The organism is Nonomuraea sp. NPDC005983, assembly GCF_040614375.1.
GTDB lineage: Bacteria > Actinomycetota > Actinomycetes > Streptosporangiales > Streptosporangiaceae > Nonomuraea.
Genome location: NZ_JBEXUP010000052.1, coordinates 19,464 through 42,563, shown reverse-complemented (window position 1 = coordinate 42,563; position 23,100 = coordinate 19,464). Strand labels below are relative to the sequence as shown.

Below are 23,100 nucleotides of genomic sequence, written 5' to 3'. Positions count from 1 at the left end.
GTCAAGGATCTGGTCGGTAGCGGGTCACTGGCCGGTCATTCTGCACTGTGTGCAGCCAGGGATCTGCCCCCCTTCGCCGCGTTCGTCGTCATCGGCAGGCAGGGCGGTGTTGCGAATGCCACGCCATCCAGGAAGTTGCCGGCCGTCGGGCTGCCCCCCGCAGCCGACACCGACTCGAAAGCGAATCGTGTGACGGTCTGTCCCGGAGGGACGACGTACACCCCGGTGTAGTAGCCCCAGGCGGTGTTGTCGTCGGAGATGTCCGGGGAGGAGGCCCCGGCAGGGATCTGAGCCACGGTCGAGCCTGGTGCGCCGATGAGCACCCGCATCACGTCGGTACCGAGGCGGCCTCGGTGGTACAGCGACCAGGTCATCGGTGTTCCCGGAACGGTGGGCACATCTTGGTAGAGCGTGGAGACCTGATTGGCGTTGAGTTCGGCGAACTGCCGGCCGTCTGCTGCCGGGACCCCGCTCGCGCCGCCCTGCCAGAACTCCAGCTTGTTGTCGCTGGCGGTGGTGTGCCAGCCGACGCTCGGGTTGGTGGAGGCGTCAGGGATGTTCCAGTCGGCTACGGACACGGGCGGTGTCTCGAAGCTGCCGTTGATCAGGTTGACCGGTTTGTAGGCGCAGGTGACGGTGACGGTGACCGTGGCGGTGCTGGTTCCGCAGGCGGTGGTGATGGTGTATGTGAAGGTGTCGGTGCCGCTGAGGCCTGCGGCGGGTGTGTAGATCACGTTGTTGCCGGAGATCGTCGCGGTGCCGTTGCCGGGCTGGGTGACGCTGCTGATCGTCGGTGCGGTGGCGGTGTCGTTGGCCAGCACGGGCACGCTGACGGCTGTGTCCTGCTTGGTGGTGGCGGTGTCGTCGGCAGCCCTGGTGGGCGAGATGGACTGCCCGCTGACGATCTGGATCGGGGGGGCTGGCGTGTTGTTTCCGAGCTGGCCCGGGGCGGCGATGACGCTGCTGATTCCGGTCGGCCGGATGGTCATGCTGTTCCCGATGGTGCCCTGCCTGACCCGGAAGGTGATGACCTTCGAGGGTGGGTCGGTCTTGGTGCCTGACGAGGGGATCGTCAGGGTGTTGCCGCTGATGCTGCCGGCTCCGGACTCGCTGACGACGTCAGCGTTGGCCAGCAGCGACGACAGGTCCCAGGTGGTGGTGTAGCGGGTGACCAGCAGCGGCCACCGGGTCGTGCGGTGCGTCAGCGTGAGGGTGAAGGTGCTGCCCGGCGCGATCTGTCCGCCCCACAGGGATGGGGAGGTGTCGACCGAGACGGACCCGCTGCCCAGCTGCATGCCGAGTGCGTTCTTCCAGTAGTAGCTGACAGGGTAGGTCGTCTGCCCCTGCCGGACACACGGCGTGACGGCGGCTCGCGTGACGGCCTGTCGTGCGGTGGAGGCGGCGTGCGCAGCGGTACCGGTCGCCAACTGCGTCCCCGATGCGGCCAGCAGCGCCGACAGGGCACAGGTTAGGGCGGTGAGGGCGGATCTGGATCGTTGCGAAATCAACACTGACTCCCACTCAGTCATGAGGGACGGCCTCGTAGATCGACTCCAGAGGGACGCTACTCTGTGCATCCGGTCGACTGCGCTACGTGTTGTCTCGCGTGATCTTCGTGTCGCGCCGCACCGAGCCTTGGTTCGGACGGGTTCGGGTGGAGTCGTTCAGGATTTCCTGTCGATGAGTAGGTGCTCAGCGTCCAGGGTGGTCGGCCCTCCGCTCGGGGCGCTGCGATCACCCGAAAGGTGCTGATGCTCGACGGTGCGCGGTGGCGAGGAACCCGTCGAGTCTGGCTGGGAGGCCGCCGCGGTGTGCGTCCGCGCAAGGCCCCTGAGCGCCGCCGAATGGGAGCGTTACGGGACCGGCGAGATTTGTTACTGCCGGGCTTCCGTCGAGTCGAGACTCGGACGTCGCGACTTCCAGGACTCCCAGGCCCAGCCGGCCGAGATGAGAACGATGATGGTGATCACGAGCAGCGAGATCGACGCAGCGGACTTTCGTTCCTGGGGCATCACCGAGTGCAGGAGAATCTGGGCGACGCCGTCAAAGGCGAAACCGGTGGCGCCGCCACCGAAGAGGAATCCGACCACACCGACGATGACGGTGACGGTTTGGCCGGCGACCGGCGGTACGAAGCGAGCGATTGCGGCACACAGTAAACCGACGAGACAGACGTCAACGACGAGGACGGCTAACACGGCGAAACCGCTGAGGTCGCCGTGGTCCACATAATTCAAGAGGCGGTCCGAGGCGACGCCGACGTTCGTGAGGCCGGCGACACCGAGTGCGGCGATGATCGCGATCATCACCGCGACGGCCTTTTGCTGCCACGTCGTCGGGGTTTCCCGGGTTGCGAGGAGCTTGGTGTCGCGCTGCATGTGGACATGAATGGGCGGCTGCTCACCGGTCATGGTCAGCGCCTCTGCGGCCGTCGGCCGCTGGTCCGGGTCCTTGTCCAGCAGCCGGGTGATGAGCTGAGTGAGCCGCCCGGCTCGTTGCGGCGCCGGGGCCTCCTCCAGCAGAACCGCGGTCAGCGTCGCGGGCTGGGTGTGGCGGCGGAACGGCGAGACGCCCTCGACGGCCTGGTAGAGGGTCGCGCCGAGGGAGAACAGGTCACTGGTCGGGAGTCCGTCGGTGCCGTGCAGCCGTTCGGGGGCCATGTACTCCGGCGAGCCGACGAACATCCCGGTGGCGGTCAGAGTGGTGTCGGTGTTGTGGACCGCGATCCCGAAATCGGTGAGCAGGACCTTCCCGTTCGTGGCCAGCATGACATTGGCCGGCTTGATGTCGCGGTGCACGATTCCTTCCTGGTGCGCCGCGCCGATCGCCGTCAGCAGCGCCACGGCGACGTTCGCTGCCCTGTCCACCGGCAGCGGTCCGTGCGCCTTGATGTGCTCGTCCAGCGAGCAGCCGTCGATCAGCTCCATGACGATCCAGGGGAGGCCGCCCTCGACGACGACGTCGTGGATGGCGACGATGTTCTCGTGCTTGCGCAACCGGGCGGCGTTGCGGGCCTCACGCGTGGCGCGCGCCAGCCGGTCGGCCTGCTCGGCCTGTGACATCCCCGGCAGCAGCCGCAGTTCCTTGACGGCCACGTCGACGTCCAGGGTCTCGTCACGGGCCTGCCAGACCCGTCCGAAACCGCCGGACCCCAGTTCGGCGACCAGTCGATACCGTCCGCCCACCACGTGACCGGCCCGCGCCGATGTCATGTCCACCCCGCTCGCCTCGCCAGCACGACAGTTGATCAAAGTAAACCACCGGCATGAGCACTGTGCCCGCTCGCTTGACAGGATGGGTAACAGGCGCGGCCTCCGTGGGTTACCCGCCCGAAAGCACACCGATGGCGGCGCGGGCCCTACCACGCGCCACCGTGACCACCGCACTCGTTTCACATCGGAGACCTGTCGGTGATCGGTCCTCCCGGTCGGGGTGCTGCTGGTCGCGGTGACGGTGGCGTCGTGGGCGGTGGCGATGGCTTGGACGATGGAGAGGGCGACGGCTGACGGCTCGTGGGCGTCGCTTCCGAACGTGACCGCGTCGCCACCTTCCTCGTGGCACCACCTGACGAGGTGGAGAGGCGTCGGGGTGGGTCAGGTCGCGTTCTCTCGTAGTTCCTTGGTGGCCGATCGGTAGGCCTCGCCGACGCGGCTGAACAGGCCCAATAGCATCGGCACCTGTTCCGGCGCGTAGTGCGCGCTGATCGCCTCCAAGTGCCGCCTGGACGCCCCGGAGGCGGCGTAGTAACCGTCCATGCCGCCTTCGACCAGCTCCACGGTGACCGTGCGGCGATCACGTTCGCCGCGCACCCGTCGGGCGTAGCCCGCCTTCTCCAGCCTGTCGATCAGGCGGGTGGTCGAGGCGGAGGGCAGTCCAAGCTCCTCGGAGATCGCCCCTACGGCGAGTGGTCCGCGCATCTCCAACAGGATGGTGGCGGCGACGTCGACGGGTTGCAGGCCGAGCCGGTCGGCGACCGTCTCGTTGTGCAGAAGGACCGCGATCAGGAACTCGCGGTAGATGTCCTCTTCCGGGTGCTTGTTGGCCACTTTTCCAACCTACTCCACTACGATGTATCTTCAAATCGGAGATACTCCGAATTGGAGGAGATATGGAGATTCTTGTCATTGGCGCCGGGGTGGGTGGTCTGGCTGCCGCGCGCAGCCTGCTGGCCGCCGGTCACCGGGTGCGGGTTTTCGAGCAGGCTCCGGCCCGGCGGACAGGCGGTGCGGCGGTGACCATCTTCAGCAACGGCGCCGCCGTACTGAGTGATCTCGGCGTCAGCCTGGACGGTGTCGGCGGGCGCATCGACCGGATCGACGCGCTCACCTCCGACGGCCGGCTGCGTACCAGCATGAACCTGGCCCACGCGGCCGACCGTTTCGGCTTCGCGACCAAGGCGATCTCCCGCCGCGACCTGCTGGGCCGCCTGGCCGACGGGCTGCCCGACGACCTCGTCCGCTACGGCATGAGCTGCCAGAGCGTGACTCAGGACCGTGGCCGGGTCACGGCGACCTTCAGCGACGGGACGACGGCCACGGGAGACCTGCTCATCGGAGCTGACGGCCACCACTCGGTGGTGCGGCGCTGCCTGTGGGGCGAGGGTGCGGTCCGGCCGGCGACCTTCGGCACGTGGCAGGGGCTCAGCCCGATCGACATCGATCTCGCCCGCTCGACTCTCCATCTCATGATCACCGGGCGAGAGGGCGCGTGCGGGCTGATGTCCGCCGGAGACGGCCTGCTGCAGTGGTGGTTCGACGTGCGCTGGTCACCCGCCGATCCGCGGCCCGCCGCACCGCTGGCCGAGCTGAGGCGCCGGTTCGGGCACTGGGCGTCGCCCGTCCCCGAGGTGCTCGCCGGCGCGTCCGAGGACGACCTCGGCTTCTTCGGGCACCACTGGAACAAGGTCCGCCAGGTGTGGGGGGAGGGCCGCATCACCCTGGTCGGCGACGCCGCCCACACCATGCCGCCCACGCTGGGGCAGGGCGCCAACCAGACCCTCGAGGACGTGTGGGTGCTCGGACGCGAGCTCGCCAAGGGCGGCGACGATCCGGTGGTATGGCTGCGCGCCTACGAGAAGGCCCGCTATCCGCACATATCTCTGGTTTCCCGGCTGGCCAGGCGCAGTCCCGCCAACTGGCGCATCCCGCCGGTGATCGGCCGACTGTTCCCCGAAACGTCCCAGACCACCATGCTCGCCCGCTTCAGCAACCGCCTTACGGCGTCCGCCGTGTAATCCCGCTGCCCCACGCCGTCTCCCCGGGGCCGTCGCCCTCGCTGGAAGGCTTCCATCAGCCCACGATCATGACCAGCGCGCCGTACTCAAGCGGCCCTCCGATCGCGATCGCGGTCGCACCGGGCAGCCACATGGAGCCGTGGTCACCCCGGAAGAACATCCGGCTCTCCAGGTCGTACGGCTTCTGCTCTCCCAGTTGGACGACGTGGACTGCCAGGCGAAGCGACAACGACAGCACCACCGCGAGATGCGGCCCCACCGGCAGACTCGTGGCCGAAACGACGTCGCAAAGCAGCCCGAGAAGCCCGGCGCCGGCAATGGCCGCCCTGCCCTGCGTTGGCACGCCCAGCCGGGCGGCGTTGATCAGCGCGATGGCTGTGGCGGCGGCCAGTCCTCCCAGGAGCAGTACGTAGCCCTGCGATTGGAGCCGCCATGGCCGGGCCTGCCTGGATATCGCGCGGGGCTGTGGTTGTGAATCGGCCGACATCGCAGGGGGACCTCCAGAGCTGATCCGGATAGTTCTATCCCAACCGGGTTCTGGGCGGCCAACGTTTCGAACTCTTCGGTGGGTTGACGCAGCTCGTCGTCCCCTGAGGGGATGGTGGCGGGCTCGCCTACGAGCAGTGATCAGGTCGCCTGCATCCACACGCTTGCGGTCTCGGCTTGCGCCTCAGCTACTCGTTGTTGCTATGTACTGGTAGTCAGTGTTACTTTGTACCGGTAGTCAGCAACACCGAGTAGCTGAAAAAACAGCGCGGCCTCGTCGATGTGGAGAAGGTCCCGTCCGAGAAGGGGCCGCCGCGCAAGGTGTACTCCCTCAACGCTCAGGGGCGGGAGTGCCTCGAAGAGTTCTGGAGGACCTGGAGCTTCCTGGCCGAGAGGCTCGAACAGCTCCGCAAAGGAGGTAAGTAGACATGCCCACAGGGTCGAACGAGTCGAAGAGCCGCTATTCGCAGTACCTGGAGATCGTCACCGGGCCGCTCGAGGACAAACGGCGCTACCGGCAGCACAAGGCGCGCATCAGCCAGCTTCCCGAGAACTATCGCACGGCGGCCGAGGCGCTGGAGCGGTATCTGATGCTCCTCGGGCCGGCGGACGGCGCCGGCGCGATGTCGATGTACGAGGACCTTGCCGATCTGTTCGAACAGAGCGCGGCGGACGGAACCCCGATCCGCGAGATCTTCGGGGCGGACCCCGTGGAGTTTGTCGAGGCGTTCGCGCAGAACTACCCGGTGGGGCAGTGGAGAACCCGGGAGCGGAACCGATTCATCGGCGCCATCGAGCGCGCTGCCGGCGAAGACACCGGAGAAGAAGACAGGACCATCTGATGACGGCACAGCAAGCCCAGGCGATCCAGGTGCAAGGTCTGGAGAAGTCGTACAAGGAGCTGCGGGTGCTGCGCGGCGTGGACTTCGCCGTGGCGCGAGGCAGCATCTTCGCCCTGCTCGGCTCGAACGGGGCGGGCAAGACCACGGTCGTGAGAATCCTGTCCACGCTGCTCAAGGCCGACGCGGGGACTGCCCGCGTCAACGGCTTCGACGTCGCCACGCAGGCGACGGACGTGCGGGAGTCCATCAGCCTCACCGGACAGTTCGCGGCCGTCGACGAGATCCTCAGCGGGCGGGAGAACCTCGTGCTGGTCGCCCGGCTGAGGCACCTCAAGAATCCGGGCAAGATCGCGGATGATCTGCTCCGCCGTTTCTCGCTGACCGATGCGGGCGGGCGGAAGGCGTCGACGTATTCGGGTGGCATGCGCCGCCGCCTCGACATCGCCATGAGCCTGGTCGGCAATCCACCGGTCATCTTCCTCGACGAGCCGACGACCGGGCTGGACCCCCAGGCGCGCATCGAGGTGTGGCAGGCCGTCAAGGAACTCGCCCAGCAGGGTACGACGGTGCTGCTCACGACGCAGTATCTGGACGAGGCCGAACAGCTCGCCGACCGGATCGCGATCCTGCACGAGGGGCGGATCATCGTGAACGGCACCCTGACCGAGCTCAAGCAGCTGCTCCCGCCCGCCAAGGTCGAATACGTCGAGAAGCAGCCGACCCTCGAGGACGTCTTTCTCACGCTCGTCGGTGCCGGCGGCAAGAACGGCGAACACCCGGCTGCGACCGCGGCGTCGCCGCGGAGGAGTAAGGAACAACGATGAGCAAGCATTTCTTCAGCGACACCGCCGTCCTGCTGGGACGATCCCTGCGCCACATCGCGCGCAGCCCGGACACCATCATCACGACCGCGATCATGCCGATCGCCATGATGCTGATGTTCGTCTACGTGTTCGGCGGCGCGATCAACACAGGGTCGGATTCGTATGTGAACTACCTGCTGCCCGGCATCCTGCTCATCACGATCGCCTCGGGCATCGCCTACACCGCATTCCGGCTGTTCATGGATATGAAGGGCGGCATCTTCGAGCGCTTCCAGTCCATGCCGACCGCGCGCTCGTCGGTGCTGTGGGCGCACGTGCTGACCTCGCTGGTCGCCAATCTGATCTCGCTCGTGGTCGTCGTGCTCGTCGCCCTGCTCATGGGCTTCCGCTCGGGGGCGGGGGTGCAGGCGTGGCTCGCGGTCGCCGGCATCCTGATCCTGTTCACCCTGGCGTTGACGTGGATCGCCGTGATCCCTGGTCTGTCCGCGAAGACCATGGAAGGCGCGAGCGCGTTCTCCTACCCGCTCATCTTCCTGCCGTTCCTCAGCTCGGCCTTCGTACCCACCGCCACCATGCCCGGCCCGCTGCGCCTCTTCGCCGAGCACCAGCCGGTGACCTCCATCGTCAACGCCGTCCGCGCCCTGTTCACCCAGCAGCCGGTCGGCACCGACATCTGGACCGCCCTCGCCTGGTGTGTCGGCATCCTCATCGTCGCCTACGCCTTCGCCATGGCCACTTACCGCCGCAAGATCTCCTAGGGCCGTGTTGATGGAGTCTGTCTTGATCCAGATCAGCGTGGCGGAGAGACAGATCGCGGCCGGGTAGTTGCGTGCGAGCTTGTCGGCGCGCATCGCGACTCCGCCGCATGCGGCGTCACTGCCCATCCAGCCCTGATTGTCGGCCTAAGTGCACTTCCTTCGGCTGACAGAAGTTCTGAATGCCTCGTAGCTTTCGAGCCGCGACAAACACGTAATATCGCGAATTGAATCCAGGTCAACGAGAGGAATGACCATGGAACACACCATCAACGCGCTGCCGACCGCGCGTCAGCCTGGCTGCCCCTTCGACCCGCCCAAGGAACTGCTCGAGGCCCGCGAGCACGGCCCCATCAGCCGGCTGCCCTTCGCCGGCGGGAGGGAAGGCTGGCTGATCACCGGCTATGACCTGGTCCGGTCGGTCCTGGCCGACCCGCGGTTCAGCTCGCGCAAGGAGCTCATGAGCCACCCGACCATCGACGTCACCGGCATGGAGATCCCCCCGGCGCCGCCCGGCGAGTTCCTCATGATGGACGAGCCGCAGCACAGCCGCTACCGCAAACCGCTGGTGGGCAAGTTCACCGTACGGCGGATGCGGCTGCTCACCGAGCGCGTCGAGCAGATCGCCGCCGAGCACCTGGACGCCATGGAGAAGGCCGGACCTCCCACCGACCTGGTGACCGCGTTCGCCAAGCCCATCCCGGCCATCGTGATCTGTGAGCTGCTGGGCGTGCCGTACGAGGACCGGGGCCGTTTTCAGGAGCAGATCGACACCTTCCTCAGCGGGGAGACCAGCGACGAGGACCTGATCGCGGCCTACACCGCCACCCAGCAGTACCTGGCCGAGCTGGTCGCGGCCAAGCGCGCCAACCCCACCGACGACGTGCTCAGCGACCTGCTGGACAGCGACCTGACCGACGAGGAACTGCGGGGGATGGCTCTGATCCTGCTGTCGGCCGGGTTCGACACCACCGCGAACATGCTCGGGCTGGGCACCTTCGCGCTGCTGCAGAACCCGGCGCAGCTGGCCGCGCTGCGCGCCGATCCCGCGCTCACCGAACCGGCCGTGGAGGAGCTGCTGCGGTACCTGAGCGTCCTCAAGGGCTTCTTCAGGACGGCGCTGGAGGACGTCGAGCTGGGCGGCCAGACCATCAAGGCCGGCACCACGGTCGCCCTGTCCTACAATACCGCCAACCGCGACCCCGAGCGCTTCACCGACCCCCACGTGCTCGACCTGCGTAGGCAGGAGGGCGGGCACCTGGCCTTCGGCCACGGCATCCACCAGTGCCTGGGCCAGCAGCTGGCCCGCGTCGAGATGCGGGTCGCGCTTCCCGCGCTGCTCAACCGCTTCCCCACACTACGGCTGGCCGTACCGGCTGAAGAGGTTGCCCTGCGCCCGGAGATCGCGGACATCTACGGGGTCAAGAGCCTCCCGGTCACCTGGGACGTGTGACCGCCGTCCGGGTGGCGCCGGGGCGCGGTTCCGGAAGGGGGCACGGCCACGCGCGTGCCGCTTCTTGAAAGCGCTTGTCGGTTGCAGGGGCAGATGTCGGTGTTCAGGGTGAGTTGACGGAATCCGCCCTGTTCCTGGTCTTGGTCGTGTCAGGCCACGACCGTCAGCCGAGAGCGTCCAGCAACTCGCGTTCGCGCTGGGTGCTGAGGCCGGCACGTCGTGGCCGATCCAGACCCTGCTCGCGTTCCCAGACCAGCGTGTCGGCCAGCAGCTCCGCCCGGGGTCGATGACGGAGCCCCGCAGCGCGCGCAGCAGCCCCGTTCCGGGCCGAGAACCCCTCCCAGCCCGGCTCGACCAGCCACATCGGCAGCGACTCGACCCCCATGTACTCGGCCACACCATTCACCAGCAGCCACGGCGACCCGGCGGTGACCACCGGACCGACGTGCCCACCAACAACACGGGACAACTCGATCCACTCTCCGAACGGAACCACCGGACCGACAGCGTCGAATGTGCCGATGCTCCCGATCTCGGCGGCGTCGAGCAGCCAGGCGGCGAGGTCCCGCACGTCGACCGCCTGTGTCGGCCTGGCCGGCGCGTCGGGAACCAGCATCGGCCCGTGCGGATCGCGTGCGGCGCGTGCCACCCAGTAGCCGGAGCGTCCGCTGTGATCGCCCGGACCGCCGATGAGACCAGCGCGCGCGATGAGCAGGCGGTCGCCCACCACCGCCGTCGACGCCTGCTCGCAGGCCACCTTGGCCTCGCCGTACAACGCGCGGTCGACCTCGCTTCGGTCGGTCGGAGCAAGCAGAGATGTGGACTCGTCCGCACCAGGCGTGGCATGGGAGGCGTAGGCGCTGACAGAGGAGACATAGGCCCAGTGCCTGGCCCTGCCGCCCAGTGCATCGAGCGCCCCGCGAACGAAGCCGGGCTGCCAGGACACCTCGATGACCGCATCCCATTCGCGGTCGAGCAGTGGTCGGTACGCCGAAGGCTCTCGCCGGTCGGCGACCACCAGCCTCGCTCCGTCCGCGACTTGTCCGCTTTCGCCGCGGGCCAGGCACGTCACCTGGTGACCGCGCTCAATCGCCTGCCTCGACAGCTCCCGGCCCACCCATGCTGTCCCACCCAGAATCAAGATCTCCATCCCGGCACCCAAGCACGCGAACACCGAGCGCCCAAGGCGGGTTCACCGACAGCGGACCCGATTCGCTGACAGCGGACCGATGTGACTGGTTCGAGTTCGCTCGGTCGCGCACCGGCTCGGCCGAAGAGGACGGGCAGGACCTCGCCGGAACAACTGGGGCAGCTGGGGGCAGTCACCTCTCCATGGTGCAGGAATCGACAGCGGTCTGTGGGGCACGGCTCTTCCGCTGCTGGGGTCTTCTTCGTCGAGGTGCAGGGTTGTCGGGGTGGCTGAGCTGCGGTCAGTAATGCTGCCGGAATTCCGGACATGGGATGGGGTGACCGATGATCCAAGTGAGGAGGCCGCATGGGTTCAGACCCCCACGGCCGGTTCGTGCAGATATACGAACACGCTTACCGCCCAATCCTCGGGTACGTCCTGCGGCGCTGCGAGGATCCCGATGACGCGGCCGACGTGGTGGCCGAGACGTTCGCCACCGCGTGGCGGCGCATCGACGAGGTTCCGCCGGGCGACGAGGCCAGGCTCTGGCTGTACGGCGTGGCACGCAGGGCCCTCGCCAACCACCGCCGCGGCGAGCGACGGCACGAGCAGCGCACCGCCGCGCTGCGCGAGCAGCTGAACGCCTCCAACGCGCTCACCGGCCCGTCGGCGGCCGAGTACACGCAGCTCGGCCGGGCCTTCAGGAGTCTGTCTGACGACGACAGGGAGCTGCTGTCGCTGGTCGCGTGGGAGCAGCTCGACACCAAGCAGGTGGCGCGCACGCTCGGCATCACGCGCAACGCCGTACGCGTCCGGCTGCACCGGGCGCGCAGGCGGTTCGCGCGTGCCCTGGCCGACGCCGGCATCGACATTCCGCTCTTCGAGAGGACCGCGCTGTGAACCTGACCGATCTCGCGAGAGTGCACGACGACGACCTGGGCGGCGACCCCGCTGGGCAGGCGTCCGGAGCGGGGGCCCGGGCGCTGCTGGACTCGATCATGTCCGAGCCGCCGGGGCGGGGCGGCAGGCGGTGGACGGGGAGGTTGCGCGGGCCGGTGCCGTGGCTGGCGGTGGCGGCGAGCCTGGCCGCCGTCACCGCGCTGGTGGCCACGGCGGCGACGACACCGGACGGGCAGGTCACGCACCCCACGTCGACCTCGGCTCTGCCGACAGCGGAGCCGTCGGCGCAGCGGATCCTGCTCGCCGCCGCGTCCGCCGTGCTGAAGGCGCCCACGTCGGGCGCGTACTGGCGGACGTCCACGATCTCCGGCAGGGACGCGATCTCGCCTGATCGCGGCTACGTCATCAGGCGGCGCTTCTCCAAGGAGGAGTGGCTGGCGCGCCGGCCAGGGGCGCAGAGCTGGTGGGTCACGCGGTATCTCGGCGCGAAGCCGCTCACGGACGAGGACGAGGCCGCCTGGCGCAAGGCGGGCGCGCCCACCCGGTGGAAGTACCCGATGAACATGACCGGGTACGAAGGGGTCAACTCGGGGGAGGTGGTGCGGGCCGCCGCGGAGGAGAAGGTGGGCTCGCGGTTGCGCGGCAAGTGGAAGAACTCGGGAGGGTCGCTGACGAAGGAGCTCGTCACCTGGGACGAGATCTCCCGCATCCCGAGCGGCGAGCAGGAGCTGCGCGCCTACCTCGAACAGCGCATCACCGACCGGGCCAACGGCCGCTGGGGGAACGATCCGCAATGGCGGGAGGCGGCCCTGCAGGGGGGCTGCATGGAGATCGTCTTCGGCCTGCCCGTCTCGCCCGCCGTCCGCGCCTCCGCCTATCGCATCCTGGCCGGCCTGCCCGGGATGAAGTCCCTGGGCAGGGTGACGGATCCGCTGGGCCGTACGGGCGAGGCGATCGGCTACCAGGTGGACGCTGACAGCGCACGGCAGAACGTCTACGACGTCATACACGTGATCGACCCGGAGACGGGTCTGCCGCTCGCGAGCTGGTCGGCGACCACGGTCGAGCTCGTCGGCGGTCGTAGCGCGAAGGTCACCTCCTTCACCGCCTACCAGGAGATGGGCTGGACGGACGCCAAGCCGTCGCTGCCCGCCAGGCGTGAGTGATCGCGGCAGAATGGAGCTATGCAGTTAACCAAGCGCTTGCTACGCTCCGGTCATGGTGTCCACCGTGGTCTGGGGTACCGGCAACGTCGGCCGCGCGGCCATCCGCGCGGTCGAGGCCCACCCGGTGCTGGAACTCGCGGCCGTGCTCGTCCACAACCCCGACAAGGTGGGACGAGACGCGGGCGATCTCGGCGGCCTCGGCCACGAGCTGGGAGTCGCGGCGACCGGCGACGTCGACGCGGTGCTGGCCGCCGGGCCCCGAGCCGTGGTGTACGCGGCGTCCGGCGACATCCGCCCCGACGAGGCGCTCGCCGACATCGTCAGGGCGATCCGCGCCGGGGCCGTGGTCGTCACCCCCTCGCTGTACGCGCTCTACGACCACCGCAACGCCCCGCCTGAGCTGCGCGAACCGGTGCTGGCCGCCATCGCGGACGGCGGCGGCTCGCTGTTCGTCTCCGGCGTGGACCCCGGCTGGGGCAACGACGTCCTGCCACTGCTGATCAGCGGACTCGGCGCCACCGTGGACGTGATCCGCTGCCAGGAGATCTTCGACTACTCCACCTACGACCAGGCCGACTCGGTCCGGTACCTGGTCGGCATGGGCCAGCCGATGGACTACGAGCCGCCGATGATCGCGCCGACGGTCCCGTCCATGGTGTGGGGCGGGCAGGTGCGGCTGATGGCCAGGGCCCTCGGCGTCGAGCTGGACGAGATCCGCGAGACCGTGGACCGGCGCGCGCTCGACTCCACCGTGAGCACGCCGACGATGGGTGAGTTCGAGGCCGGCACCCAGGGCGCGGTGCGGTTCGAGGTGCAGGGCGTTGTCGAGGGCGAACCCCGCATCGTCATCGAGCACGTCACGCGCGTCCACCCGTCCTGCGCGCCTGACTGGCCGGTGTCACCCAACGGCGAGGGGGCGCACCGGGTGATCATCGAGGGGCGTCCGCGCATCGAGGTCACCGTCGAGGCCACCGACGAGGGCGGCAACCGGTCCGCGGGCGGGAACGCCACCGCGGTCGGGCGGCTGGTGGGCGCCATCGACTGGCTCGTGGACGCCGAACCCGGGCTCTACGACGCGCTGGACGTCCCCCTGCGGCCCGCAGTCGGCAAACTCGGAAGGAGACGACCATGAAGATCGACATCCCCGAGGGCAGGGACGCGATCGAGTACGTGTGGGGCGAGATGGTCCCCGGCATCGGGGTCGCCGCCTCGACGTTCTCGCTGTCGGTGTACGCCCACACGACCCTCGGGCTCCGCGAGTTCGAGGCGGCGCGGCTGCGTGTCGCGCAGATCAACGGGTGCGCCTTCTGCCTCGACTGGCGGACCGAACGGGACGGGCAGAAGGTCGAGGACGGGTTCGCCGACGCGGTCACCCACTGGCGCACCACCGACTCCTTCGACGACCGCACCCGGTTGGCCGCCGAGTACGCCGAGCGGTACGTCCTGGACCACCACGGCCTCGACGACGAGTTCTGGACCCGGATGACCGCGCACTACAGCCAGCTCGAGATCGTGGAGCTGAGCATGAGCATCGGCGCCTGGCTGGCCTTCGGCCGGCTCAACCACGTACTGGGCCTGGACACCGTGTGCGTGCTGTCCAGCGGCCCAACCCCCTCCGTCAGGCGGACCGACGCGTAGCGAGCACGTTTCTCATATCGCTAAGTCTCATATCGCTGAGCCTCATGTCGCTAAGTCTCATATCGCTAAGTCTCATGTCGCTGAGTCTCATGTCGTCGAGAGCGAGGAAACTCCATGAGCACCTCGGGCGGTACTGGCAGCAAAGGCGTTTCACGCCGTGGATTCATCACTGGAACCGGTTCTCTCCTCGGAGTCGCGGCCCTCGGAGGTCGCGCCACGGCGGCCCAGGCGCGGGCCGTCCCCGCGGCCGCTCCGATCGCCACGGGGGCCCACGTGCCCGCCCTGGTGATCGGCACCGGATACGGCGGCTCCGTCGCCGCGTTACGTCTCGCCCAGGCGGGCGTCGACGTGCACATGATCGAGATGGGCATGGCCTGGGACACCCCCGGATCCGACGGCAAGATCTTCTGCAACACCCGCGAGCCGGACTACCGCTCCTACTGGCTGCGTACCAGGACCAAGGCGCCGCTCAACTACTTCCTCGGCTTCCCGATCGACAGGGACATCCCCCGCTACACCGGCATCCTGGACGCCGAGGAGTTCAGCGGCATCACGGTCTACCAGGGTCGTGGCGTCGGCGGCGGTTCGCTGGTCAACGGCGGCATGGCCGTCACCCCCAAGCGGGAGAACTTCGGCGCCATCCTCCCGTCGGTGAACGCCGACGAGATGTACAACGTCTACTACCCGCGCGCCAACGCCGGCCTCGGAGTCGGCACCATCGACCCGGCCTGGTTCGAGACCACCTCCTGCTACCAGTACGCCCGGGTCGGCCGCAAGCACGCCCAGCGCTCCGGCTTCCCGTTCGTCTTCGTGCCCGACGTGTACGACTGGAACTACATGAAGCAGGAGGAAGCCGGAGCCGTCGCCAAGTCGGCGCTGGCCGGCGAGATCCTCTACGGCAACAACTACGGCAAGAAGTCCCTGCAGAAGACGTATCTCGCCCAGGCCGGGGCCACCGGCAAGGTCGCCATCTCGCCGCTGCACAAGGTCACCTCGGTCGCTCCGGCGTCCGGTGGCGGCTACACCGTCGTCATCGACCAGATCAACACCAACGGCGACACCACGGCCACCAAGACCGTGACCGCGGACAGGGTGTTCTTCGCCGCCGGCAGTGTCGGCACCAGCAAGCTGCTGGTCAGGCTGAAGGCCACCGGCGCGCTCCCCAACCTGAACGACGAGGTCGGCAAGGGGTGGGGCGACAACGGCAACGTCATGTGCGGCCGCGCCAACCACCTGTGGGACCCGACCGGCAGCCTCCAGTCGGCCATCCCCTGCTCCGGCATCGACAACTGGGCCGCCGGGGGCGCGTTCGCCGAGGTCGCGCCGCTGCCCACCGGGATCGAGACCTTCGCCTCGTTCTACCTGTCGATCACCAAGAACCCGAACCGCGCCCAGTTCTCCTGGAACGCCGCGACGGGCGCGGTCGAGCTGAGCTGGCAGACGTCCTGGAAGCAGCCGTCCATCGACATGGCGAAGTCGATCTTCGACAAGATCAACGCGAAGGAGGGGACGATCTATCGGACCGACCTCTTCGGCATCTACAAGATCTGGGGCGACCACCTCACGTACCACCCGCTCGGCGGCGCCGTCCTGAACAAGGCCACCGACAACTACGGCCGCCTCGCCGGCTACCCCGGCCTGTACGTCATCGACGGCGCGCTGATCCCCGGCAACACCAGCGTCAACCCGTTCGTCACCATCACGGCGCTCGCCGAACGGAACATCGAAAAGATCATAGCCACCGACCTGTGACGATCAAGCGACCTCTGTCTTCTGGCGGGACGTGAGGAAGGCGTCGAGTTCGGCCTGCTGCTCACTGTTGAAGGCGCGCCTGGGGAGGAAGCCCGCGCACTGCTTGTTCACGTAGAACAGCCAGAACTCGGGGCCGATCACAATACGTCCGAACAACGGCCATCGCATCGTCGTGCTGGACTGCTCGGTTCGGCACTCGTAGCCGTCGTCGGTCACCCGGATCGTGGTGGGCACGCAGAGGTAGGTGAGCTGTCGCTTGGCGGCCCGGCCGATCGACCAGGTGAGTACGAGCGGGAACGCGACCGCGCCGGCGAACATGCCGACACCCAGGCCGATGGAGTCCACCAGGATGCAGACGAGACCCGACACCACCAGGACCGCCGGCAGCGCCAGATAGAAGACCTTCAGTTGCCGCTTCGTGCCCTGTTGAAGTGCCCGTGCCACTTCGTCGGGAGTGGGTCGATAGCTGACCGTGAAGTCCACTGTGCCGCCTTCGTCTGATGTGCCGTCCATCATGCAGGGCGCCGCACCCCCTCGCAACGCCGCGCACGAGCGGCTTGCGAGGGGCTCGCGGTGCGCCTGCGGACGGCGAGCGGCCGCCCTGGACGGTTCAGGTGGCTGCCGTACTGGGCCAGGGCGCCGATGTCGCAGCCGGCTCCAACCGAACCCACCGGTTGTCGTAGATCAGTCTTTCCCTCTCCCCGTCATCACGGAACCCCAGGCCTTCATCATCTTCCGAAACTCCTTCCGGAAATGCTCCCGGTCGATCGTTTCATCGGCGTGCTTGAAATACCAGTTATCCAGCCTCCCCCGTAGTCTGTTGAACTCTGGCGAAGCCGCCTCGAAGCCGAAGTATTCTTTGTAGAAACCGAAGTGGCTCCACATCCCCGGAACGGACGAATTCTTGCCGTCTGTCCATGTGCGGTTGACTTGCGGGTTCAGATCGCGCGCCATTTCGTCATGTGTCGCCTGCACCAGGGAACGGGGTCCGATGAACGTCATCTTCCCGCCGATGACTTGCGGCAACTGCGGAAGTTCGTCCCATCCGGCTGCTCGCATGTGCTTGCCAAATTTTGTGACCCGGACATCGGAGGAGCCCTTGCTGGAATCCATGCCATCGGCGCTCTTCATCGAGCGAAATTTCCACATCTTGAAAAGTTCGCCATCTTTGCCGCGTCGTAGTTGCGTCATGAAGGGGCTCTTGCCGTCCTCGGCGAACTTCAGCAACGCTGTGAAGCTGGCCACGGGTGCGGCGAGCGGCATGAACGCCATGGCCCATTTGAATTCCATCCATCTTTTCTCGGGACTTTGGAGCCACTGCAGTCCCTTTTTGGGGAAAGGTTCCCATGGCAGGCGCAGCGCCACCTCGGGGGTCCAACGCTGCCGACCGGCTCGGAATACCTTGCCAGCCAGTTCCGTCCCGGTGCCGAGGAAAGCCATGCCGAAGCCGGCCTGCGCGGCATGCTTCCAGTCCCAGCCGTCCCCGCTCGTGAATCCGGCCGTCGCCATGGCGGTGGTGCCCACCGCCCCACCGACGAGGAGGCGGGAGAAGACCCCTTCCCAGCCAGGTTTCTCCATCGCCGCAGCCAGACCGGTCAGCAGCGGCCCGCCCTTGCGCAGAAGTGAGGGCAGGGCGCCGTGCGCGCCGCCCATGAGGCCGCCGGCGACCGCCCCGTGCCATGACGCCTGGAGCAGCTCCTTCAGATCGACATTACCGGTGGCGAACAGCTGGTCGATCACGTCCAGCCCACCGGTGAACGCCATGCCCAGCGCCGCCTCGCGAATGATCCGCAAGGTGATCTGCAGTGCCCGCCCCTCCAGCCGGATGATCGCCGCCACCCCGGCGTCGAGATGGGGGCCGAGAACGGTCGCCGCGTACCACAAGGCCACCACGAAGGCGGCGGCCGCCCGGTAGTGCCGCTCCGCCTTGGAGATCGCGTCCATCCCCGTCTGGCAGTAGTCGGCGAGCTGAGCCGACTGCCGCTTCAGCTCCTCCAGCAGCCCTTTTGGGCCGGAAACCATTCTTACGGCCTCCATGAACCCTTCCGTGCCTGGTCCGAGCCCTGACGAGCCCACCCGCCCCCCATGGTGATCGACCTGATCTGTCACATGATCGATCACGCGGCCGATCGTCAGCGCGGCCTCGCGGAGCTGGTTCACCTTGCCGATGTCGCCGTCAGGGTAGGCGCACCCGAAACCAATGGCTTCGAAGAACCACGCCGCCTGCTGCACGAAATTGGGCGGCTGGATCGTCGAGGGCAGCTTGCCGCCCTCGATCACCGGCCGATATTCCTTGATATCCGCCAACGTCGCGGGTGATGAGAGCTGAAGGGACCGTCGGCCTTCCAGGCCATCCATGGTCGCGCTGTTCGCCCTGTGGTAGGTGACACCGGCGTCGACCATCCCGGCGGCCATGCCCTGGAGCAGATTCACCGTCCCGACCAGATCGTCGAGCAGGGCGTCGCGCAGCCCCACGAAGCCCGGTGCCTTCCGCGCCCGGTCGCCCTCGTACAGGGCTCGGCCCAGATCGTCACGCCCGAACGGCCGCTCGCTCATCGCCTCGCAGAACGCGTCCACGCCGAGCCTCAGGGTATTCGCCGCGTCCTGGACGCCACTCCCGGCTCCCGTCCAGAGTTTGGCTGTGAAACCGGTTTCCAGCATGGTTGGCGACCCCAGCGAGCGTTGCCGACGATGGTGTTGATCTGTCAGAAAAACCGTCAAGATCATACAAGGTTCGCCGAAGGCTGCAATGGGGGCGCCGTCCTCGAACGCAAGGGGCCCAGACCGCGTGAATCTGTCAGGTGTGGCGGGCGGCTAGCACCACAGCCTGGGTCGGTCGCTGCGACCTGGAGGCATGGCTTCCAACGGCAGGTCGTGTGCGGTGGCGACGTCTTCGCCGTACCGGCGCCATCCGGGCGGCTGTGGTGTCGACGAGCCACGTTCCGGCTTGAGCGAGGTGTCGGCCGGGGCTGGAGTCCAGTCCGAGCCGCGACAGGACCCCGGACAGGTCGCGGCCGGTCATAGCAGCCCCGCCGCCAAGGCCGACGTCAGACCCGGCGACATCGTCGTCAAGGCCGACGGCGTGCCGGCCTTCATCGGCGACACCGTGATTCAGGCGGTGGCCGACGCCCTCGCCTCCGACACGGTGAACCTCACGCTCAAGCGTCCCACGGCGGGACGGACCCGCACCGTCGAGCTCAAGGCGGGCCCCCTCACGCTGCAGCCCCCGGCGGTGACGTCGAAGACACTCCCCGGCGGCGTCGCCTACATCCAGCTGCCCGGCTTCTTCGACGGAGCCGCCGACCAGGTCATCGCCGAGCTGCAGGACAAGCCGAAGACGGTCGTCCTCGACCTGCGCGGCAACGGCGGCGGGTCGCCTCGCGAGGTGACGCGGCTGCTCGGCGCGTTCGCGCACGGCAAGATCACCAGCTACTTCTGCCCGCTTAAGGGCGAGTGCGTGCCCAACCGGACCGACGACAGCGTGCCGCTGCTCGGCCTCCCGCTGGTCGTCCTCACCGATCGTGCGTGCGCGTCGGCCTGCGAGGACTTCAGCGCCGCCGTCAGGGACAACGGCCTGGGCACTCTCGTCGGGACCCGCACCGCCGGAGCGGTCTCCGGCCCGTCCCGGGGGTACCTCCTGGACGACGGCAGCGTCCTGCTGCTGCCCATGGTCCGGCACCTCGGCCCCGCCCGCGAGATCATCGACACCATCGGCGTGCCGGTCGACCACTACGCCCCCATGACCGCCCTCGATCTGGCCACCGGACGGGACCCGGGCGTGGCCAGGGCGCTCGAACTGCTGTAGGCCTGCGCGGGAACGTGTTGTGGTCTCGGCGCCGCACAAGTGGGGACTTGATCGCGTACGTTTCCTGGCCTATAGCTGTTCGGGTGACCCATCCCCCTTCTCAGCCCGAGGAACCAGGGACCGTGCCGTACGGTTTCCCCTATGAGGGGGCTCCGCCGCGGCCGGTTCCTCGTCCTCCAGTGCCCTCCGGGCTCGCCAAGGCCAGCTTGGCGTTCGGGATAGTGGCAGTGGTCCTGTCCTGTGTACTCCTGCCCCTTGGGGGCTTCAGTTCCTACGGAATATTCGGCGTCGCGGCCATTGTCACGGGACACAAGGCAAGGAAGGAGATCAAGACCGGGGTCTACAGCGGCAACAAGATCGCGACGGTCGGTCTGCTTCTCGGCTGCGTCGGGCTGCTGGTCACGATCTATTGGCTGATCAGCAGTTAGGGCGCTGGGTGGGGGAGCGTGCGTCACGTCCACCCACCCGGCGCGCCGCCGATGACACCTGCGCGGCACGGTGAGGCGGACGCCATGCCGCTGATCGCCCAGGGAGCGCTGGACCGGCGGCTGTTCGACGTCACCCAGCTGCTGGCCTGGAGGTACGGCGACGCCGACAGGTCAGACATCCCCGTCCTGTCTCAGGGGACCGCCGGGCAGGCGGCCTTCGCGCCGCAGGGCGCCCAAGGGGTCCGGCAGCTCTCCAGTCTCGGGATGGGTGCGGCGCGCGTGCCGAAGGCGAACGCCGCTCAGACGTGGAAGGACCTGACAGGCGGCGGCGCCCGCGCCCTGGTCGCGGGCCGTACCAAGCTTGGGCTGGACGGCCGCAGGTCCTACTCGCTGGACCAGAGCGTCAAGCAGATCGGCGCCCCGCAGGCCTGGGACCAGGGCCTGACAGGCAAGGGCGTCACCGTCGCGGTCCTCGACTCCGGCATCGACGTCAACCATCCGGACCTGAAGGACGCGGTGGCGCAGACGCGGAACTTCAGCGACGACCCCGACATCCGCGACACCCTCGGCCATGGCACCCACGTCGCCTCGATCGTGGCGGGCAGGGGAGACCGGGTCTGCGGTGCGTCTTACGGTGCGCCGCCGATGACGCACGCGCGGCACGGGGGCTGCCCGCAGGTGCACTGCATGATGGCGTCCAGGACGTCGTGGTCGTGGTACAGGCACTGGTCCTGGCAGGTGTGACGCGGGACGAACCCCGCCTGGATCTCGTCGGGCCAGGGCTCTTCGCCTTCGCGGCAGCGGACGAACTGCTCGGGATCGGCCGAGTGCAGCCCGTGCATGCGCGCCCGGGCCTGGGACTCCAGCGTCCGCGTCTCCGCCGCCATGGTCTTGAGCTGGGCGGCGAGGTCGGAGTAGCGGTCGTCGCCGGTTCGGACGTGCGCGGCGCGCAGCGCCATCAGCGCGTTGCCCAGGAATCGGCTGGCGTCCTGGAGGTCTGTGGTGTGGTGCAGTTGGATGCCTGTCACGCCTCGGACCCACACGGCGTCGTTGTTCATTGATCAACCTTTCGAACTGGAGCGCCCCTTGTTCTGCGGGTGCCACGGTTCGCGACGTCAGAGTTTGTGGGGATACATGCGAGGATAACTGTTCTTTTGCTGGTTCTTCGTACTCGGTGGGCCGGTTGGCCGTTGACGCAGTGACAGGCGGTGCGCCGGTAAAAGCCGCCTGCGGAGCGGAACGCCGCTCAGGCCTGAATTTCTGGGCGATCGGCGCGCATTTCGGCGGGAGCGAAGAAGCGTGGGGCAGTTTTTGTAGAAATATTAAGACCCTGCCCGGTTGGTCCCCGGGCAGGGCTTCCCACGCCGGCTGGTCGTCACGTTGCGGCGGTCAGCTCGACATGGCGCACTGTCCACGCTCCTTCCTGACCGGTCCCTCCGGGTTGGGACGTACGTCGAAGTCGAAGATCGCTGTGGGCAGGTAGAGCGAGCAGCATGCGTTGGGAATGTCGACGATCCCGCTGACACGCCCCTCGATCGGGGCCGAGCCGAGCAGCAGGTACGCCTGCTCTCCGCTGTAGCCCCACCTCTTGAGGTACTCGACGGCGTTGAGGCAGGCCCTGCGGTAGGCCACCGTCGCGTCGAGGTAGTAGTTGGTGTCGGTGTCGTGGTCGACCGAGATCCCGATGAACGAGAGGAACTCGGAGTACCGGGGCTCGACGTTCCCCGGCATGAAGACCGGGTTGGTGGTGATGCCGTACTTCTCCATGCCGCCCTTGATGAGGTCGACGTGGAGGTCGATGAAACCGCCCATCTCGATCGCGCCGCAGAAGGTGATCTCGCCGTCACCCTGGCTGAAGTGCAGGTCACCTCCGGAAAGCTTGGCGTCCTTCACGAGAACCGGGAAGAAGACCCTGGATCCGCGGGTGAAGTTCTTGATGTCCTGGTTTCCGCCGTTCTCCCGTGCCGGGACGGTGCGGGCGCCCTCGGCGGCGACCCGCTGCATCACCTCGGCGCTCGCGGTGCCGGCCATGACGTTGTCGGCCACCGGCGGCAGGCCGAGCGGCGGGACCCGTTGCGGGTCGGTGTCGATGAGAGCCCGCTCCCGCCGGTTCCAGGCGGCGAGCAGGTCGGCCGACGGCGCGGTGCCGAAGAGCCCGGGGTGGGTGATGCCGGTGTACCGCACACCTGGCAGGTGGCGGGAGGTGGCGGCCATCCCGTGGAAGTCCCAGACCGCCTTGTAGGCGTCAGGGAAGTAGTCCGTCAGGAAACCGCCGCCGTTCGCCTTGGCGAACACGCCGGTGTAGCCCCAACCCTGTCCTGACACCTGCCCGACCTGCTGCGGAACCGGGCCGAGGTCGAGGATGTCGACGACCAGGAGGTCGCCTGGTTCGGCCCCTTCCACCCCGATGGGCCCGCTCAGTACGTGCGGGACGGTCAGGTCGACGTCCCGTACGTCGTTCGCGGAGTCGTTGTTGCCGATCTGGGCGTCGGTCCAGTCTCTGCACTCGATTCGGAACTCGTCTCCGGGACGGACCATGTCGGCCACCGGAATGTCCGGGTGCCACCGGTTGTGACCTGGTATTTTCTGGTCGCGCATGGACACCGATTGGTCGATGCTGAATACCACATGCGGCATGATGAATGCCCTTCTCTGATCGTGGTCCCCTCAGGCGTTCGACGTGTCGCAT

23 protein-coding genes are annotated in these 23,100 nt (G+C 67.8%); 14 read left to right on the top strand and 9 right to left on the bottom strand.

Features of this window, described 5'->3' with window-relative positions:
* Positions 1–35: 35 nt before the first annotated feature.
* From ABZ297_RS22960 to ABZ297_RS22950, 3 genes are all read right to left on the bottom strand, one after another.
* A complete protein-coding gene (locus tag ABZ297_RS22960; protein WP_355349562.1) occupies positions 36–1,508 on the bottom strand; it encodes an Ig-like domain-containing protein in 1,473 nt (490 codons plus the stop codon).
* A 366-nt stretch (positions 1,509–1,874) separates the two neighbouring features.
* Positions 1,875–3,212, bottom strand: coding sequence for a serine/threonine-protein kinase (locus ABZ297_RS22955; RefSeq protein WP_355349612.1), 1,338 nt, complete (start codon positions 3,210–3,212; stop codon positions 1,875–1,877).
* A gap of 381 nt (positions 3,213–3,593) precedes the next feature.
* Positions 3,594–4,046, bottom strand: a complete 453-nt coding sequence (locus ABZ297_RS22950; protein WP_355349559.1) for a MarR family transcriptional regulator — start codon at positions 4,044–4,046, stop codon at positions 3,594–3,596.
* A 62-nt stretch (positions 4,047–4,108) separates the two neighbouring features.
* Between ABZ297_RS22950 and ABZ297_RS22945 the strand changes: the two genes are divergently transcribed.
* A complete protein-coding gene (locus ABZ297_RS22945; RefSeq protein WP_355349556.1) occupies positions 4,109–5,233 on the top strand; it encodes an FAD-dependent monooxygenase in 1,125 nt (374 codons plus the stop codon).
* Between the two features lie 55 nt (positions 5,234–5,288).
* Here the strand turns inward: ABZ297_RS22945 and ABZ297_RS22940 are convergent, their stop codons facing one another.
* Positions 5,289–5,720: a hypothetical protein gene (locus ABZ297_RS22940; RefSeq protein ID WP_355349553.1), complete on the bottom strand. Its 432-nt coding sequence runs from the start codon at positions 5,718–5,720 to the stop codon at positions 5,289–5,291.
* 254 nt (positions 5,721–5,974) lie between these two features.
* Between ABZ297_RS22940 and ABZ297_RS22935 the strand changes: the two genes are divergently transcribed.
* From ABZ297_RS22935 to ABZ297_RS22915, 5 genes are all read left to right on the top strand, one after another.
* On the top strand, positions 5,975–6,145 hold the full coding sequence (locus ABZ297_RS22935; protein ID WP_355349609.1) for a PadR family transcriptional regulator: 171 nt from the start codon (positions 5,975–5,977) through the stop codon (positions 6,143–6,145).
* Between the two features lie 2 nt (positions 6,146–6,147).
* The gene (locus tag ABZ297_RS22930; protein ID WP_355349550.1) at positions 6,148–6,561 is read left to right on the top strand and encodes a DUF1048 domain-containing protein; all 414 of its coding nucleotides are present in this window, start codon (positions 6,148–6,150) and stop codon (positions 6,559–6,561) included.
* A complete protein-coding gene (locus ABZ297_RS22925; RefSeq protein ID WP_355349547.1) occupies positions 6,561–7,385 on the top strand; it encodes an ATP-binding cassette domain-containing protein in 825 nt (274 codons plus the stop codon). Before ABZ297_RS22930 ends, ABZ297_RS22925 begins: the two co-directional genes overlap by 1 nt.
* Positions 7,382–8,143: an ABC transporter permease gene (locus ABZ297_RS22920; protein ID WP_355349544.1), complete on the top strand. Its 762-nt coding sequence runs from the start codon at positions 7,382–7,384 to the stop codon at positions 8,141–8,143. The genes ABZ297_RS22925 and ABZ297_RS22920 overlap by 4 nt, the downstream gene beginning before the upstream one ends.
* Positions 8,144–8,396: 253 nt before the next feature.
* Positions 8,397–9,593 (top strand): cytochrome P450, encoded by a 1,197-nt coding sequence (locus ABZ297_RS22915; RefSeq protein WP_355349542.1) that lies wholly within the window; start codon positions 8,397–8,399, stop codon positions 9,591–9,593.
* A 163-nt stretch (positions 9,594–9,756) separates the two neighbouring features.
* Here ABZ297_RS22915 and ABZ297_RS22910 read toward each other — a convergent pair whose 3' ends face one another.
* Positions 9,757–10,743 carry an NAD-dependent epimerase/dehydratase family protein gene (locus tag ABZ297_RS22910; protein ID WP_355349606.1) on the bottom strand — a complete coding sequence of 329 codons (987 nt, stop codon included), beginning with the start codon at positions 10,741–10,743 and terminating at the stop codon, positions 9,757–9,759.
* Positions 10,744–11,088: 345 nt separating this feature from the next.
* Between ABZ297_RS22910 and ABZ297_RS22905 the strand changes: the two genes are divergently transcribed.
* From ABZ297_RS22905 to ABZ297_RS22885, 5 genes are all read left to right on the top strand, one after another.
* Positions 11,089–11,622, top strand: coding sequence for a sigma-70 family RNA polymerase sigma factor (locus tag ABZ297_RS22905; protein ID WP_355349539.1), 534 nt, complete (start codon positions 11,089–11,091; stop codon positions 11,620–11,622).
* The gene (locus tag ABZ297_RS22900) at positions 11,619–12,788 is read left to right on the top strand and encodes a CU044_5270 family protein (RefSeq protein WP_355349536.1); all 1,170 of its coding nucleotides are present in this window, start codon (positions 11,619–11,621) and stop codon (positions 12,786–12,788) included. The genes ABZ297_RS22905 and ABZ297_RS22900 overlap by 4 nt, the downstream gene beginning before the upstream one ends.
* Before the next feature lie 52 nt (positions 12,789–12,840).
* Positions 12,841–13,920: a dihydrodipicolinate reductase gene (locus ABZ297_RS22895; RefSeq protein WP_355349533.1), complete on the top strand. Its 1,080-nt coding sequence runs from the start codon at positions 12,841–12,843 to the stop codon at positions 13,918–13,920.
* Positions 13,917–14,426 (top strand): carboxymuconolactone decarboxylase family protein, encoded by a 510-nt coding sequence (locus ABZ297_RS22890; protein WP_355349530.1) that lies wholly within the window; start codon positions 13,917–13,919, stop codon positions 14,424–14,426. Before ABZ297_RS22895 ends, ABZ297_RS22890 begins: the two co-directional genes overlap by 4 nt.
* Before the next feature lie 273 nt (positions 14,427–14,699).
* Positions 14,700–16,178, top strand: a complete 1,479-nt coding sequence (locus ABZ297_RS22885) for a GMC oxidoreductase (RefSeq protein WP_355349528.1) — start codon at positions 14,700–14,702, stop codon at positions 16,176–16,178.
* 3 nt (positions 16,179–16,181) lie between these two features.
* Here ABZ297_RS22885 and ABZ297_RS22880 read toward each other — a convergent pair whose 3' ends face one another.
* On the bottom strand, positions 16,182–16,661 hold the full coding sequence (locus ABZ297_RS22880) for a YcxB family protein (protein ID WP_355349525.1): 480 nt from the start codon (positions 16,659–16,661) through the stop codon (positions 16,182–16,184).
* A 201-nt stretch (positions 16,662–16,862) separates the two neighbouring features.
* On the bottom strand, positions 16,863–18,839 hold the full coding sequence (locus tag ABZ297_RS22875; protein WP_355349522.1) for a sugar transferase: 1,977 nt from the start codon (positions 18,837–18,839) through the stop codon (positions 16,863–16,865).
* Positions 18,840–19,134: 295 nt separating this feature from the next.
* Here ABZ297_RS22875 and ABZ297_RS22870 point away from each other — a divergent pair, with 295 nt between their 5' ends.
* The 3 genes from ABZ297_RS22870 to ABZ297_RS22860 are packed head-to-tail and all read left to right on the top strand — an operon-like array spanning position 19,135 to position 21,155.
* A complete protein-coding gene (locus ABZ297_RS22870; protein WP_355349603.1) occupies positions 19,135–19,983 on the top strand; it encodes a S41 family peptidase in 849 nt (282 codons plus the stop codon).
* 14 nt (positions 19,984–19,997) lie between these two features.
* Positions 19,998–20,411 carry a DUF4190 domain-containing protein gene (locus ABZ297_RS22865; RefSeq protein WP_355349519.1) on the top strand — a complete coding sequence of 138 codons (414 nt, stop codon included), beginning with the start codon at positions 19,998–20,000 and terminating at the stop codon, positions 20,409–20,411.
* 18 nt (positions 20,412–20,429) lie between these two features.
* Positions 20,430–21,155 carry a S8 family serine peptidase gene (locus tag ABZ297_RS22860; protein WP_355349516.1) on the top strand — a complete coding sequence of 242 codons (726 nt, stop codon included), beginning with the start codon at positions 20,430–20,432 and terminating at the stop codon, positions 21,153–21,155.
* Here ABZ297_RS22860 and ABZ297_RS22855 read toward each other — a convergent pair.
* Positions 21,041–21,469: a hypothetical protein gene (locus ABZ297_RS22855; RefSeq protein WP_355349513.1), complete on the bottom strand. Its 429-nt coding sequence runs from the start codon at positions 21,467–21,469 to the stop codon at positions 21,041–21,043. The two genes, ABZ297_RS22860 and ABZ297_RS22855, sit on opposite strands and share 115 nt — an antisense overlap.
* Positions 21,470–21,800: 331 nt before the next feature.
* Positions 21,801–23,048 (bottom strand): formamidase, encoded by a 1,248-nt coding sequence (gene fmdA, locus ABZ297_RS22850; protein WP_355349510.1) that lies wholly within the window; start codon positions 23,046–23,048, stop codon positions 21,801–21,803.
* Between the last annotated feature and the right edge of the window lie 52 nt (positions 23,049–23,100).

Coding starts and splice junctions, on each gene's coding strand:
- ABZ297_RS22955 (WP_355349612.1), bottom strand. CDS start 3,212: ATGACATCGGCGCGGGCCGGTCACGTGGTGGGCGGACGGTATCGACTG.
- ABZ297_RS22945 (WP_355349556.1), top strand. CDS start 4,109: ATGGAGATTCTTGTCATTGGCGCCGGGGTGGGTGGTCTGGCTGCCGCG.
- ABZ297_RS22940 (WP_355349553.1), bottom strand. CDS start 5,720: ATGTCGGCCGATTCACAACCACAGCCCCGCGCGATATCCAGGCAGGCC.
- ABZ297_RS22930 (WP_355349550.1), top strand. CDS start 6,148: ATGCCCACAGGGTCGAACGAGTCGAAGAGCCGCTATTCGCAGTACCTG.
- ABZ297_RS22925 (WP_355349547.1), top strand. CDS start 6,561: ATGACGGCACAGCAAGCCCAGGCGATCCAGGTGCAAGGTCTGGAGAAG.
- ABZ297_RS22920 (WP_355349544.1), top strand. CDS start 7,382: ATGAGCAAGCATTTCTTCAGCGACACCGCCGTCCTGCTGGGACGATCC.
- ABZ297_RS22915 (WP_355349542.1), top strand. CDS start 8,397: ATGGAACACACCATCAACGCGCTGCCGACCGCGCGTCAGCCTGGCTGC.
- ABZ297_RS22910 (WP_355349606.1), bottom strand. CDS start 10,743: ATGGAGATCTTGATTCTGGGTGGGACAGCATGGGTGGGCCGGGAGCTG.
- ABZ297_RS22905 (WP_355349539.1), top strand. CDS start 11,089: ATGGGTTCAGACCCCCACGGCCGGTTCGTGCAGATATACGAACACGCT.
- ABZ297_RS22895 (WP_355349533.1), top strand. CDS start 12,841: ATGGTGTCCACCGTGGTCTGGGGTACCGGCAACGTCGGCCGCGCGGCC.
- ABZ297_RS22890 (WP_355349530.1), top strand. CDS start 13,917: ATGAAGATCGACATCCCCGAGGGCAGGGACGCGATCGAGTACGTGTGG.
- ABZ297_RS22875 (WP_355349522.1), bottom strand. CDS start 18,839: ATGCTGGAAACCGGTTTCACAGCCAAACTCTGGACGGGAGCCGGGAGT.
- ABZ297_RS22855 (WP_355349513.1), bottom strand. CDS start 21,469: ATGAACAACGACGCCGTGTGGGTCCGAGGCGTGACAGGCATCCAACTG.
- fmdA (WP_355349510.1), bottom strand. CDS start 23,048: ATGCCGCATGTGGTATTCAGCATCGACCAATCGGTGTCCATGCGCGAC.